We start from the raw sequence: 14,720 nt of genomic DNA, 5'->3' as shown, positions 1-14,720 counted from the left end.
ATCACCGGAGATGCCGATCATGTTCCACGCCGCCCGCACAATCCGCCTGTTCGCGCTCTATCTGGGGGCCAATGGCCTGACCTTGCTGCTGGTGCCCAACCTGCTGCTGGGGCTGTTGGGGCTGGCGCCGACGCAGGAGCCGTGGATCCGGGTGCTGGGGGTGATCGTGTTCAATCTGGCGCTCTATTATCATGCCGGGGCCGACAAGCCGGCGTTCCAGCGCATGACCATCGTCACCCGCACCATCGTGCTGGTCAGTTTTGCCGGGCTGGTGTTGGCGGGGCTGGCGCCGGCGTTGCTGGTGCTGTTCGGCCTGGTGGATTTTGCCGGTGCGATCTGGACGGCGCTGTCCATGCGGCGGGACCGGGCTGTTTCCCAGAACGCATCACCATAGGCCCCGCAAGTCCCGTAACGTCTGAGGAAGACGAGAAGACAAGGGCGGGAGGAACGGGATGATTGCGGGGGCCAGCCTGAACGCGGCGGAGCGGGCCAGCACCTTCACCCGGCTGGAGGATGAGGTCTTCGACCTGGCGATCATCGGCGGCGGCATCACCGGCGCCGGCATTGCCCGCGACGCGGCCCTGCGCGGCCTGTCCGTGGCTTTGGTGGAGGCGGCGGATTACGCCTCTGGCACCAGCAGCCGGTCATCGAAGATGATCCATGGCGGCCTGCGCTATCTGGCCCAGGGCGATGTGGCCCTGGTGCGGGAGAGTGCCTCGGAACGCCAGGTGCTGCGCCGCATTGCCCCGCATCTGGCCCGGCTGACCCCGTTCGTCATTCCCACCACCTCGCTCGCCACCCAGGCCAAGCTGCGCGCCGCCCTGTGGAGCTTCGAGAAGCTGGGCGGGGTGCCGGCGGCAGAGCAGCATGAGGTCTGGGGACTGGATGAGGTTGCCCGGCGGGCGCCGCATCTGCGCCGTGACCGGCTGAACGGGGCCGTCTCTTATCCGGAGTTCCTGACCGATGATGCCCGCCTGACGCTGGCCAATATCCGATCCGCCGCCGCCGCCGGGGCATTGGTGCTGAACCATGCGCGGGTGGAGGCATTGCTGGAGGAAGGCGGGCGGGCCACGGGCCTGATCGCCCGCTCCACCCTGATGGGGGAGGACAAGGCGGCACGGGTGCGGGCCAGGATCATCGTGAACGCCGCCGGCCCCTGGGTGGATGGCATCCGGGCGCTGGCGGCGGGGGATAGCGACCGGCGGCTGGCCATCTCCAAGGGCATCCATCTGGTGCTGCCGCGTGCCTTGCTGCCCGTGGCATCGACCCTGATCCTGCGGGCACCGGACAAGCGCAATATCTTCGCGGTACCGCGCGGCGACTTCACCTATCTGGGCACGACAGACCAGTTTTACTCCCGCACCGATTACTGGCCGGAGATCGGGCGCGCCGACATCGATTATCTGCTGCGCGCGACGGAGGCGGCCATGGATGTGGCGCCCATCCGCGACCAGGACATCGTGGCTTTGTGGGCCGGCATCCGCCCCCTGATCGGGGAGGCCGGCAAGAAGGCCACGGAAGTGTCGCGCAAGGATGAGATGTGGGTGGGCCCCAGCGGTGTCATCGCCATCGCCGGCGGCAAGCTGTCGGCCTATCGCGCCATGGCGGCGCGTATCGTCGATGACGTCGCGGCCCGGCTTGACCGGCGGTTGCCCCCCTGCCTGACGGCCGACCTGCCTTTGCCGGGCGGGGAGCGGGCGCTGGAAGGCGACGACCGGCTGGACCGGCTCTATGGTACGGAGGCGATGTTGGTCCGGGCTGGGGGTGGCGACGTGGCGGCGGAGGCACGCCATGCCGTCCTGCATGAAGCGGCGGCGACGTTGGAGGATTACTGGGTCCGGCGCAGTGCCCGGGCCTGGTTCGACAAGGAGGCGGGGCGTGCCGCCCTGGCTCCGGCGGCCGATGCCATGGGAAGGCTGCTGGGCTGGGACGAACGCCGTCGGGCCGCCGAAATCCATCATTGCCTGCAACTGGACCGGAACAGCCGGCGGGCCCTGACGCCCGAGGCGGGAGGATAATAAGCCATGAATATCGCCAACCAACTGGCCGAACGCATCGGCCGCGACAAGGTGCTGGGCGACGCAGAATCCCTGCGGGCGCGGCGTTACGATCAATGGTGCGTGAAGCATCTGCGCGACTGGCGCGGGGAGCCGGTGCCGGCACCGGGCGTCGTCGTGCGGCCGGAAAGCGTGGCGGATGTGCGCCAGGTGGTGCTGCTGGCCAATGAGGTGCGTGTGCCCCTGATCCCGTTCGGCCTGGGCAGCGGGGTGTGCGGCGGGGTGGAGCCCACGCCGGATGCCATCTTGCTGGATATGGGCGGCATGGCGTCGGTGCGCTTCATCGATGAGATCAATCTGCTGGCCGGTTTCGATGCCGGCATGAACGGCTTGCTGGCGGAAGAGACGGTGGCGGCCCATGGCCTGACCATTGGGCACTGGCCGCAATCGATCGGCATCAGCAGCGTCGGCGGCTGGGTCTCCACCCGCGCCTCGGGCCAGTTCTCCACAGCCTATGGCAATATCGAGGACATGATCTACGCAGTGGAAGCGGTGATGCCCAATGGCGACATCGTCACCCTGGGCAAGGCGCCGCGCGCGGCGGCCGGGCCGGACCTGCGCCATATCCTGATGGGGGCGGAGGGCACGATGGGGGTGATCACCGGCGTCACCCTGTCCCTGCGCCGGGCCGCGCCCTTCCGCCAATGTTCGGTGTTCTTTGCTCCGGATATGGAGGCGGGGTTCGAGGCGCAGCGGCGCATCATCCAGGCCGACTGGAAGCCGCCGGTGATGCGCCAATATGACGGGCGGGAGGTGCGCCGCCTGTTCAAGGATTTCCAGCGCGACGGTCAGTCCATGCTGCTGATGGTGCATGAAGGGCCGCGCGAGCGGGTGGAGGCGGAGGTTCCTGCCGTGGCCGCCATCGCCAAGGGCGCCGGGCTGGAGCCGGGCGATGCGGCGGCGGCCGAGATGTGGCTGCGCCGGCGCAACCATGTGCCCACCTGGAAGGACATGTTCGAGCGCGGCTATGTCGCCGACACGGCCGAAATCTCCGGCAGCTGGACGCAGATCGCCGATATCTACAATGACGTCATCGCCGGGCTGAACGGGGTCGAGGGCGTCATCAACGCCTCTGCTCACAGTTCCCATGTCTACCGGTCCGGGATTAACCTGTATTTCTCCTTCGCCGCGACATTCGAGGATACAGGCTCCATGGAACCCGCCTATTTCGAATGCTGGCACCGCATCATGGAAGCCACGGCCCGCCATGGCGGTGGCGTCGCCCACCATCATGGTGCCGGCCGCTTGCGCAAACCCTATCTGGCGCATGATCTGGGCGCATCGGGCGTGGATCTGCTGCGCCGCCTGAAGGCGGCCATGGACCCCAATGGCGTGATGAATCCGGGGAACCTGATCCAAGATGCCTGAACTGCTGCTGGCCCTCGATTGCGGCACCACCGGTGCCCGTGCCCTGCTGGTCGATCCGGCGGGCAGGGTGCTGGCGGGGGCCAGGCAGCCCATCCCCTCATCCTTCCCCGCACCGGGAAGGGTGGAGCAGGATGGAGAAACGGTCTGGGTCCTCTGCCGGTCGGTGATCGAACGCGCGCTGCAACAGGCCGGGCGTCCCATGCGCGACGTGGCCGCCATCGGGGTGACGACGCAGCGGTCCAGCACCGTGCTCTGGGAACGCGCCACGGGCCGGCCCGTGGCGCCCGTGCTGGTCTGGAGCGACCTGCGCGGCATGGAGCGGTACAAGCAGCTGCGCGCGGCGGGGTTCACACTGTGGCCGCAGGTGCCGGCGGCGAAGCTGGAGGCGGCCCTGGATCTGGTGCCCGACGGGCGGGCCCGCATGGCGCGGGGGGAATTGTGTTGGGGCACCCTGGACAGCTATCTGATCTTCCGGCTGACGGGGGGCGCGGCGCATGTCACCGATATCGGATCGGCCTGGCTGTCGGGCTATATCACCTATCCCGACCGGGCCTGCTGGAACCCGGCCCTGATCGCGCATCAGGGGCTGGAGGCCAGCCTGTTCCCGGCCATCACCAACAGCTGGGGGCCGATCAGCCTCTGCGATCCGGCCCTGTTCGGTGCGTCCGTGCCGGTGGCGGCGGTGATGGCCGATCAGCAGGCCGGGATGCTGGCCCATGGTGACCTGTCGGCCGGAGCGTGGAAGGCCACCTATGGCACGTCGGGTGTGATCATGGCCTCCACCGGCGACCGTCCCATCAGCCCGCATCGCACCGTGCCCATCCAGGCCATGACAAGGCGGAATGACGCGGTGTCCTGGTGCGTGGAAGGCATGGTCATCACCTGCGGCGCCTTCCTCACCTGGCTGTGCCAGGAGATGGGGATGTTCCCCGATGCCGCCGCCCTGTCGGATGCGGCCGCGTCGGTATCCGACACGCGCGGCGTGGTGGTGCGGCCATCCTTGCAGGGACTGGGGGCGCCGCATGGACGTTTTCATGAACGCGCGCTGATCGGCGGGCTGGATGCGGGGGCTGGGCGTGCCCATGTTGCCCGTGCCGCGTTGCAGGGCATCGCAATGCGTTTCCGGGAGATCGCCCGCACCATGGCAGCCACGCCCGGCCTGACGGTGCCGGATTTCCTTCCCGTCGATGGTGGGGCCAGTGCCAGCGACACGCTGCTGCAACTACAGGCGGACGCGCTGGGCCTGCCGGTGCGCCGGCACAAGGTGAGGGAGGCGACGGCCTATGGCGCGGCCATCGCCGCCGGGCTGGGCGTGGGGCTGTTGTCGGCGGGAGATCTGCCGCGTTTTGCGCGTTACGACGCGGCGTTTTTGCCGCGCGTGGGTGCGGACGAGGCGGAGGCGGCGTATCAGGCCTGGGCCAAGGTGGCGTTGGGGTAGGACAACGTCTGGAACCGCTTTTCGCCTCCCCGGCGAAGGCCGGGGCCCAGGGTCAGAGGCCCGACCTTTCAACCGCGTTGAGCGACGCTGCGCAGAGGTGTTGCTTGTGGCCCCTGGGTCCCGGCCTTCGCCGGGAAGGCGGGAAAAGACATCCGTCGATGTTTATTCAAGCCCCTTCCGCCGACTTCAGCACCGGTTGCAGCAGGTGCAGCCAGCCCAGGGCCAGCAGGTACGACACCGACACCAGCGCGAACATCGGCGCGTAGGAGCCGCCGGCCGCCAGCACCCAGCCGGCCGCCTGCAGGATGGCCATGCCCGCCAGATTGCCGCAGAGCGCGCCGATGGAGATCACCGTGGCGATGCGGCCCTGGGGTACGATGTCGGTGGCAATCGCGAACAGGTTGACGGAGAAGCCCTGGTGCGCGGCCAGGGTCAGGCCCAGCAGCGCCACGGCCAGCCAGTAATTCTGCACCAGCAGCACCAGCGGCACCGGCAGTACCAGCAGGGCGCAGATCAGCAGGGTCAGCTTGCGCGCCCGGTTCAGGCTCATGCCGGCGGCCAGCATGCGGCCGGATATATAGCCGCCGGCCAGCGAGCCACAGGCGGCGATGGCATAGATGGTGGCCAGCGGCACACCGAAGCTGCGCATGTCCAGCCCGAACACGCGGGTGAAAAGGTCCGGCATCCACATCAAGAGGAACCACCAGACCTGATCGGAAAACACCTTGGCGCCGGCGAATGCCCAGGTGCGGCGGTCGGTCATCACGGTGCGCCACGGCACCCGCGCGCCACCGGTCACCGCGGCCGGCGTCGGCGGGGTCTGGAAATAGGGCAGGCGGGTCAGCGCCCACCAGGCCAGCACCCAGACCAGCCCCAGCCCGCCCATGATGTAGAAGGCTGAGCGCCAGCCGTACGAGAGTGCGATGACCGGCACGACCAGCGGCGCGATGATGGCGCCGACATTGCCGGCGGCATTCATGAAGCCCAGGGCCAGCGACCGTTCGCGCGCCTGGAACCACAGGGAGATGGTCTTGACGGCGGCGGGCGTGCCCAGCGCCTCCGTCGCCCCCAGGGCCACACGGACCAGCTTGAACTCGGTCAGCGTCGTGGCCATGCCATGGATGATGGCGGCCAGGCTCCACGATCCCACGGCGGCCGGGTTGCCGATCCGCCAGCCCAGCCGGTCGATCGTCCAGCCCGCGAAGATGAAGGCCACGGCTGCTGCCCCCTGGAACAGGGCGACCAGCATGCCGTAATCGGCGTCGCTCCAGCCCAGCTGCTGTTCCAGCATCGGCTTCAGCACGGCGATGATCTGCCGGTCAGTATAGTTCAGGATGCCGGCCATCATGACCAGCGCCAGCAGCATTGTACGGTGAAGGCCGAAACGCATGGGGTGGGTCCTATCGTTGGCGTCCTGATGCGATCTTCATTTCCCGTCATCCCGGCGAAAGCCGGGACCCAGGGCCCAAAGGATCAACCCTCAACGCCGTATTGATCAAAGCTGCTGAGATGTCGGGCCTGGGGCCCCTGGGTCCCGGCTTGCGCCGGGATGACGAGGTTGGGGAAGTTAATGGACGTCTCTTATCCCCTCGAACAGCGCCGCCCACTCACTCCCCGCGCGATAGAACAGCGGCGGCTTGCCCAGTGGGGCGTCCACATTCACCTCACGCCCGCCCGCATGCGTCGCACCCGTCCATACCTCTACCCAATTGGTGCCGGCGGGCAGGTATGTCGTCCAGCGATCCACCCCCGGCTGGATGACCGGCGCCACCAGCAGGTCGGCGCCATAGAGATAGCTTTCCTGAAGGGCATAGGTGGCGGGGTCGTCCGGGAAATGCAGGAACAGCGGCCGCTGTACGGGCAGGCCAGTGGCCACCGCCTCTTCCGACAAGGCCCGCAGATAAGGCGCCATATGCACATAGATGCGGGTCATGTGCGCGAAATGCGCCAGGACCTGCGCATCCTCATCGATCTGCACATTCTCGCGCGGGCGGTTGCCCTCATGGCTGCGCATGAAGGGGGTGAAGGCGGCCATTTCCGACCAGCGCATGATCAGTTCCGGCGTGCGGACATTGCCGAACAGGCTGGTGTAGCCGCCAATGTCGCTATGGTGATAGGCGTTGCCCAGCAGGCCGGATGACAGGGCGGCGGTGATCACCGTGCCGATGCCGTCATGCCGGGTGAAATCCACCGACTGGTCACCGGCCCAGAGCAGGGGGCAATGGCGCTGTACCCCGCTATAGCCGGCCCGCATGAAGAACATCGCCTCGCCCGTCTTGCCCCGGCTGGCCACCGCACGCGCATTCACTTCCGCCCACAGGACGGGCCAGGCATTGTGGGCCAGCATGCCGGGCGTGCCGTCGAACAGCCGCATGTCGGTCGGCAGATATTCGCCGAAATCCGCCATCCAGCCGGACAGGCCGAAATCCAGCATGTTCTGCCCGATCACCCGTTCGGCGAACCAGTCGGCGGCGGCCGGGTTGGTGAAATCCACCACGCCGCAATCGAACTCCCCGAAATCGACCGTATAGGTCTCGTCGCTGTCCAGCTTCTTCGCCAGATACCCCGCCGCCTCGGCCTGCGGAAACAGGCTGCCATCGACGCACAGATAGGGGTTCACATATCCTAAGAAACGGATGCCGCGTTCCTGCAGGTCCTTGATCTTCGCATCCAGGCCGGGATAGCGCGCCTCATTCCATTTCCAGTCCCAGAACAAGCGGTTGCCGAAGCTGGTGATGCGCAGGCCCACCCAATCCTCACACCACAGGCCGGACAGGGCCGCCCCGGCTTCTGCATATTTCTCCAGCCGGTCGAAGCTCCTGTCCCCATCCTTCAGGCCGATGACCGCACCTTTTAGCATCCAGTCGGGCAGGGCCGGCTGGCGGCCGAACCGGTCGGACAGGGCCGTGACCAGATCGGTGAACTGATCACGCGCCCAAATCTCGATCGTCGCCGGGGCGGCCCAGATTTCCAGCTCATGCCAATCGGGCTTGCGGAAATCGAAGGCGCTATAGGCGGTCGTGTCGATATGCAGGGCGTAGCGGCGCGACGAGAGGTAAGTGGGCTGGGGATAGTTGGTCTTGTAATAATCGCCGCCGGCCTTGCCCTTCTGATCGGCCTGGAAGGTCAGCAGGGTGGATTTGTCGCGCCCCACGCCGGGTTCCGACGTCCAGAGCGGGAAGCGGCGGCCGCGCATGTCGAAATAGGAAAGCTGCTCACCCCCGCCCCACAGATGCTCGTCCGTCTCTGCAACCACCCGCAGCCACAGGCGGTTCAGCGCCGGGTCGATGGCGTCGATGCGGATGCGGGCATCTTGCGCCCCGCCCGACAGGGTCAGGGTGACCAGCGGCGGCAGGGAGGGGGCGATGGACAGGGCGATGCGCGCGGATCCCTCACCATCGCGGGTGACCGTGGCATGGCGCAGGCCCACGCGTTCGATGACATTGTCTTCGATGTCGAAATGGCCGTGATACATCTCCACGCGCGGGTCGCCGTGGCCGACATAGAGGCATGGCGCGTCGGGCCGGTGGCACAGAAGGGGCCGACCTGCCAGGATCAGGTCGAAGCCACCGCCCGTTTCGATCAAATGCATCTTGTTCCCTTCCCTCAACATCCCATGCGCGGCGGGCAAGGCCCGACGGTGGGCTTCCTGTTTCTTGAAACTCTTATATCTAATATAAGACTTAACGCAGCGCCCTGTCCAGCCATCGGGTTGGGAATGAGGAAATGAGGGCGCATCGCATCGGGAGGAAGCATGTTCGGGTTGATGCAGGACTGGCCGCTGACCGTGAACCGTATCATCGACCATGCCGCGCGCTGGGACGGGGCCCGGCCCGTTGTGACGCGGCGGGTGGAGGCATCGGCGGACGGCGCGTTAGCCGTCACGGACTATGCTGCCTTGCGCGACCGGGCCCGGCGCCTGACCAGTGCGCTGCGCGGGCTGGGGATCGGCCTGGGCGACCGGGTGGCGACCCTGGCCTGGAATAGCGACCGGCATCTGGAGGCCTGGTTCGCCATCATGGGGATGGGCGCCGTCTGCCACACCCTGAACCCGCGCCTGTTCAAGGATCAGATCCGCTTCATCATCAACCATGCCGGGGACCGGGTGATCCTGGCCGATCCGGTCTTCGCGCCGCTGGTCGCGGAATTGCTGCCCGATTGCCCGACCGTGGCGCAGGTGGTGCTGCTGTGCGGGCAGCGGGATGTGGACCGCGCCTTGCTGCCGCACGCCATCGCCTATGAGGAATGGGTCGCGGCGCATGTGGATGACGGAATTCCCTGGGGTGATTTTGACGAGCGGCAGGCGGCGGCCCTTTGCTACACGTCCGGCACGACGGGCAATCCCAAGGGCGTGCTCTATTCCCACCGGTCCACCATGATCCATATGTGGATGACGTTGCAGCCCGATGTCATGGGCCTGTCGGTGCGCGACGTGGCCCTGCCCATCGTGCCCATGTACCACGCCAATGCCTGGGGCATCCCGCTGTCTACGGCAGCCGTGGGGTGCAAACTGGTACTGCCGGGGGCGCGGCTGGACCCGGTATCACTGCTGGACCTGATCCATGGGCAGGGGGTGACGTTCGCCGCCGCCGTGCCTACCATCTGGCAGGCGATCATCCAGCATCTTGAACGCCATGGCGGCGATTTCGGGCCGTTGCAGCGGGTGATCATCGGTGGGGCCGCCTGTCCCGACGCGGTGCTGCGCCGGCTGCATGATTACGGGGTGGAGGCGCGCCATGCCTGGGGCATGACCGAAACCTCGCCCATCGGCACGCATTTCAAGCTGGTGCCCGAATTGGCGGGAACGGATTTCGATGCGCAGATGCCCTATCGCATCCGCCAGGGCCGGCCGCTGCTGGGCATCGATCTGGCCTTGCGCGGCCAGGCTGGCGCCTATCTGCCGCATGATGGGCAACAGATGGGAAGGTTGCTGGTGCGCGGGCCGGTGGTGGCCGGCGGGTATTTGCAGGGCGATGGCGGGACGGTGCTGGATGAGGATGGCTGGTTCGACACGGGCGACATCGCCGATATCGACGGCTATGGCTATATGCGCATCGCCGACCGTGCCAAGGATGTGATCAAGTCCGGCGGGGAATGGATTTCCTCGCTGGAGATCGAGAATATCGCGTCCAGCCACCCCAAGGCGGCACTCTGCGCCGCCATCGCCGTACCCGACCCGAAATGGGACGAGCGGCCGCTGCTGGTGGTGCAACTGAAGCCGGAGGTGGAAGCGACGGCGGCGGAATTCCTGGCGCATTTCCAGGGTCGCCTGTCGAAATGGCAGATCCCCGATGACGTGATGTTCGTGGATGCCATGCCGTTGGGCGCCACGGGCAAGATCGACAAGAAGGCGCTCAGGTTGCGGGCAGTCCGCATGGCGGACTGACCCGCACCCGCCGGGAACGCCGCCGCATCAGCGGCGGCGGCCCAGTTCGACATTCAGCTGCAGCGAGTTGCCGTATGGCGTGTCGCGATAGATGATCGCCGCCGGCGGCCGCGGCGGAGGTGCATAATAGTAGTAATGCACCGGCGGGGGTGGCGGGCGGTAATAATGGTGATGGTAGTAGGGGCGGCCACGGTCGCGATCATGGTAATAATGATGATGGTGGCGATGATCATGATCACGCCCGCGCCGGTGGTCCCGGTCGGCCAGCGCCTCGCTCATCGGCGCCAGGGACAGGAGGGCCGCGGCCAGGGCGGCAAGGGTTAGCGTCTTTTTCATCGGCTTTTCCGATCCACTGCCCGGACCCATGAAGGTCCGTCATGGACAGGCTGATCCGGCATCGCGGCCGGATTGCGGCAAGGGGGCGGCACAAAAGCGCCCCGCCCTGTGACAAAGCCAGCCCCATGAAAAAAACCCCGGCGCATGGCGCGCCGGGGGCGGAGAAGGCAGGTTGCGGGATGGATCCGGGTCAGAAACCGACCCGGACGGAGGCGCCGAAATAGCGCTCGGCATCGCGGGGGGTGATCTGACGCATGAAGGCGGTGCCGTTGGGAATACGCAGGATCACGTACTGCTTGTCGGTGATGTTCTTGGCGATCAGCGAGACGCGGTATTTGTCGTCGTCCGAATTCCAGGCCAGTACCGCGTCCCAGGTGGCATAGCCGTTCTGGACCGCGTTGGGGTTCTGGTTGATGTCGAAGCCCTGCTTGGAGGTGAACTGGACGCTGTTGGACAGGTTCAGGTCGCCATTGGGCAGTTCCACCGGCAGGCGCCAGTCGGCGGTGACCGACCCTTTCCATTTGGCGGAAAACGGCAGGCGCTTGCCATTGATGGCATCGGCGCAGGTCGGGTTGGTGGTCGGGCACTTGAACTTGTCGATGCGGGCCTTGGTGTAGGAGACGCCGCCATTGAATTCCAGGTCGCGGGTCGCGGCCCAGGTGAAGTCGGCCTCCAGCCCGCGGGTGGACACCGAACCGGCATTGGTCAGGCGCGTCACCACCTGGCCCGCCACCAGTTCCAGATTGTTGGCCTGGTACCCGTCATAGATGGTCTTGAAGGCGGCCAGGTTCAGCATCAGGCCTGCCTCGGGGAACCGGGTCTTCAGGCCGGCCTCATAGGCGTTGGACGTTTCCTCCGAAATGGGCAGCGTGTCGGTGGCCACCATATTGAAGAACACGTTCAGCGCCGGGCCCTTATAGCCGCGGGTATAGGTCGCATAGCCGATGATGTCGTCGGCGAAATCATATTGGATACCGGCATTGCCCGACACACCGTCCTGCTTGGTGGAGCCGGTGGCGGCGAAGAAGGGGCGTACGCCGGGGAAGGCGGCGGTGGAGGTGGAGCGGCGTTCGAAATCGAAGGACACCTTGTCCTCCGTATAGCGCCCACCCAGGATGGCGCGGAAATCATCGGTGAAATTCACGGTCGCCTGACCGAAGGCGGCATAGTTCTTCAGCTTGGTGGTGAAATCGGCGTTGCCTTCATTGGTGGTGAAGGTCGACGCACCGGCCCGGCAGGGCAACAGCCCGTTCACCGCCGCCAGCGTGGTGGCGGTACAGGCGGTGACGGTGCGGTTGAAGAAGTCCACTTCCTTTGTGGTGTAATAGTAGAGACCCGCCACGTAATCGATGAAGTTCTGGCCCGTGGAGGCGACGCGCAGTTCCTGCGTGAACTGATCAAAGCTGAGATCGCCCCGGTCGTGGGAGCGGACATCGCTGGCTGCCGCGCCGGTGGCGACATACAGCGGCGCGTCGGAACGGAAATCACCGTCACGCTGCTGGTAATTGTACCAGTGGCGATAGGCGGTGATGGAGGTGATGGCGGCAGCGCCCAGGTCGATATCGGCCTGAAGCGAGACGCCGGAATTCTTGTCCCGCGTCTTGGGGTCCAGATCGTTGTCGATATCCTTGTTCTTGGCACCCGGCGTCAGCGGGGCCAGCGACGGCTTGAAAATCTGATCCTGATAAGCGCCGGCGAACACTGTGCCGATACTGTCGGCATAGCCATTGTCATTGCCCTTGGCATAATCGGCGATGGCGGTGAAAGTGACATTCTCCGTCGCTTCCAGCTCCAGCTTCATGCGGGCACCATAGCGCTCATAGCCGTTGACATCATGGCCATTGAACACGTTCTTGCCGTTTCCATCGAAATGGCTGAAGAAACCCGTGACCAGGCCCGACAGCGTGTCCGACAGCGGGCCGGAGACGCCGGCCTTCAGCCGGTATTCATTGCCCTCGTAATAGGATGCCTCGGCAAAGCCCTTGGGCGTGGCGGCGGGGGAGCGGGTGGTGATGTTGACCACGCCGGCCGACGCGTTCTTGCCGAAGATCGACCCTTGGGGGCCGCGCAGCACTTCCACCCGTTCCAGATCCAGGAAATCGGCCGTCTGCTGACCGGCGCGGGCATAGACTACGCCGTCGATGACGGTGGAAACCGACGGTTCCACGCCCGACGCGAAGGAAATAGTGCCGACGCCACGGATGGAGATGGCGCTGTCCTTGTTGGTGTTGCCCTTGCGGAAGGTGATGGTGGGCACACGCTGGAACAGCTGTTCGGCCGAATTGACATTGGCCTGTTCCAACTGGTCGCCGGTTACCACGCTGATGGCCACCGGCACGTCCTGCAGGTTCTGCACCCGCTTCTGCGCGGTGACGATGATCTCCTCCAGCAGGATTTCCTGGGCCATCGCCGTGCCGGACAGGCCCACCAAGGCCAGGGCCGTGCCGGCCGCCAGACGCGTCAGATGCTTTGCACGCTGCATGTCATTTCCCTCCCTGTTCAATTGTCGGCTCCCCTTGTCGGCGGGGTTGCCTCATTCCTACCGCATGGTCTTGGGTAAGACAAGAGTTGTATCTTATATAAGAGTTGGAATAGATACTCGTCCAGCCCGAAAATGCGGCGCCCAAGCGCCTGCCAGACAGGAAGGAACCCCGACCATGCTGTTTTCCCACCCGCTGCTGCGCCAGCAATGCCTGATCGATGGCCGTTGGCAGGATGCCATGGATGGGGGCAGCATCGCTGTTTCCAATCCCTCAACAGGTGATGTGCTGGGATCAATACCGCGCGGGGGCCGGGCGGAGACCAGGGCCGCGATCGCGGCCGCGCACCGCGCCTTTCAGGATTGGCGCACCTGGACGGCGGCCGACCGCGCCAACCTGATGATGAAGCTGCATGACGCCATCCTGGCCAACAAGGCCGAACTGGGCCGGCTGCTGACCCTGGAAATGGGCAAGCCGCTGGCCGAGGCGGTGGGGGAGGTGGGACTGGGTGCCGCCTATATCCGCTGGTTTGCGGAAGAGGCGCGGCGGGTCTATGGCGATGTCATCCCCTCGCCCTGGAAGAACCGCCGCCTGCTGGCGTTAAGGGAACCGGTGGGGGTGGTTGGGGCCATCACGCCCTGGAACTTCCCCAACAGCATGATCGCCCGCAAGCTGGGGGCGGCATTGGCCGCCGGCTGCACCATGGTGGTGAAACCGGCCAGCCAGACCCCCTATTCCGCCCTGGCGCTGGGTGTGCTGGCCGAACAGGTGGGCTTCCCGCCCGGCGTGCTGAACATCGTCACCGGTTCGGCGGCCGACATCGCGGCGGAGATGTGCGAGAATCCGTTGCTGCGAAAGATCACCTTCACGGGGTCCACCAGGGTGGGCAAGGCGCTGGCGGCACAGGCCATGGCCCATATGAAGCGGGTATCGATGGAGCTGGGCGGCAATGCCCCCTTCATCGTGTTTGACGATGCCGATCTGGAGGCGGCGGTTTCCGGGGCCATGCTGGCCAAGTTCCGCAATACCGGCCAGACCTGCGTCTGCGCCAACCGCATGCTGGTGCAGGCCGGCATCCACGACGCCTTCGTGGAACGGATGGCGGCGGCCGTGAACGCCATGAAGGTCGGTGACGGGCTCGAGGATGGCGTGGTCCAGGGTCCGTTGATCGACATGGGCGGGGTGGCCAAGATCGAGGAACATATCGCCGACGCCGTCGCCAAGGGCGGGCGGGTCATCACCGGCGGGGCGCGGCATGCGCGGGGCGGCAGCTTCTTCCAGCCCACCCTGATCGCCGGGGCGACGCCCGACATGCTGGTGGCCAGGGACGAGACCTTCGCCCCGCTGGCGCCAGTATTCCGGTTCCAGACGGAGGAAGAGGCCCTGCGCATGGCCAACGACACCGAGTATGGCCTAGCATCCTATGTCTATACCCGTGATCTGGGCCGGGCGTTCCGGATGATGGAGGGGCTGGATTACGGGCTGGTCGGCATCAATGAAGGGCTGATCACCACGGAAGTGGCGCCGTTCGGCGGGCACAAGGAGTCGGGTGTGGGCGTGGAGGGCTCCCGCCACGGTATCGACGATTACACGACCTTGAAGTACGCCTGCATCGGCGGGCTGGGATAAACGCAGTGCAGGTCAGGTCGAGCCGG

At 66.1% G+C, this 14,720-nt stretch carries 10 protein-coding genes; 6 read left to right on the top strand and 4 right to left on the bottom strand.

Going from position 1 to position 14,720, the window contains the following annotated elements; translation table 11 throughout:
• Positions 1-19: 19 nt before the first annotated feature.
• Genes AC1Q7F_RS05635 through AC1Q7F_RS05620 form a run of 4 tightly spaced genes read left to right on the top strand, consistent with a single transcriptional unit; the run spans position 20 to position 4,863 of the window.
• Positions 20-394, top strand: coding sequence for a hypothetical protein (locus AC1Q7F_RS05635; RefSeq protein ID WP_492504672.1), 375 nt, complete (start codon positions 20-22; stop codon positions 392-394).
• A gap of 58 nt (positions 395-452) precedes the next feature.
• A complete protein-coding gene (locus AC1Q7F_RS05630; RefSeq protein ID WP_492504670.1) occupies positions 453-2,018 on the top strand; it encodes a glycerol-3-phosphate dehydrogenase/oxidase in 1,566 nt (521 codons plus the stop codon).
• A gap of 6 nt (positions 2,019-2,024) precedes the next feature.
• Positions 2,025-3,425 carry an FAD-binding oxidoreductase gene (locus AC1Q7F_RS05625; RefSeq protein WP_492504668.1) on the top strand — a complete coding sequence of 467 codons (1,401 nt, stop codon included), beginning with the start codon at positions 2,025-2,027 and terminating at the stop codon, positions 3,423-3,425.
• On the top strand, positions 3,418-4,863 hold the full coding sequence (locus tag AC1Q7F_RS05620; RefSeq protein WP_492504667.1) for an FGGY family carbohydrate kinase: 1,446 nt from the start codon (positions 3,418-3,420) through the stop codon (positions 4,861-4,863). Before AC1Q7F_RS05625 ends, AC1Q7F_RS05620 begins: the two co-directional genes overlap by 8 nt.
• Positions 4,864-5,029: 166 nt before the next feature.
• On the opposite strand, the gene AC1Q7F_RS05615 is transcribed toward AC1Q7F_RS05620, so the two are convergent.
• Entirely contained in the window at positions 5,030-6,253 is a 1,224-nt protein-coding gene (locus tag AC1Q7F_RS05615; RefSeq protein ID WP_492504665.1) for an MFS transporter, read from the bottom strand.
• A gap of 177 nt (positions 6,254-6,430) precedes the next feature.
• Entirely contained in the window at positions 6,431-8,455 is a 2,025-nt protein-coding gene (locus AC1Q7F_RS05610; protein ID WP_492504663.1) for an alpha-glucosidase, read from the bottom strand.
• 162 nt (positions 8,456-8,617) lie between these two features.
• Between AC1Q7F_RS05610 and AC1Q7F_RS05605 the strand changes: the two genes are divergently transcribed.
• The gene (locus AC1Q7F_RS05605) at positions 8,618-10,249 is read left to right on the top strand and encodes a long-chain-fatty-acid--CoA ligase (protein WP_492504661.1); all 1,632 of its coding nucleotides are present in this window, start codon (positions 8,618-8,620) and stop codon (positions 10,247-10,249) included.
• A gap of 27 nt (positions 10,250-10,276) precedes the next feature.
• Here AC1Q7F_RS05605 and AC1Q7F_RS05600 read toward each other — a convergent pair whose 3' ends face one another.
• Together AC1Q7F_RS05600 and AC1Q7F_RS05595 are read right to left on the bottom strand one after the other, a co-directional pair.
• Positions 10,277-10,585: a hypothetical protein gene (locus AC1Q7F_RS05600; RefSeq protein ID WP_492504659.1), complete on the bottom strand. Its 309-nt coding sequence runs from the start codon at positions 10,583-10,585 to the stop codon at positions 10,277-10,279.
• Between the two features lie 190 nt (positions 10,586-10,775).
• Entirely contained in the window at positions 10,776-13,067 is a 2,292-nt protein-coding gene (locus AC1Q7F_RS05595; RefSeq protein WP_492504657.1) for a TonB-dependent receptor, read from the bottom strand.
• 175 nt (positions 13,068-13,242) lie between these two features.
• On the opposite strand from AC1Q7F_RS05595, the gene AC1Q7F_RS05590 reads away from it, so the two are divergent.
• The gene (locus AC1Q7F_RS05590; protein ID WP_492504655.1) at positions 13,243-14,694 is read left to right on the top strand and encodes an NAD-dependent succinate-semialdehyde dehydrogenase; all 1,452 of its coding nucleotides are present in this window, start codon (positions 13,243-13,245) and stop codon (positions 14,692-14,694) included.
• Positions 14,695-14,720: the final 26 nt, after the last annotated feature.

It is taken from the genome of Niveispirillum sp. GW835-FHT14G11 (assembly GCF_058793615.1).
This window is presented reverse-complemented; position numbering and strand designations above follow the sequence as displayed.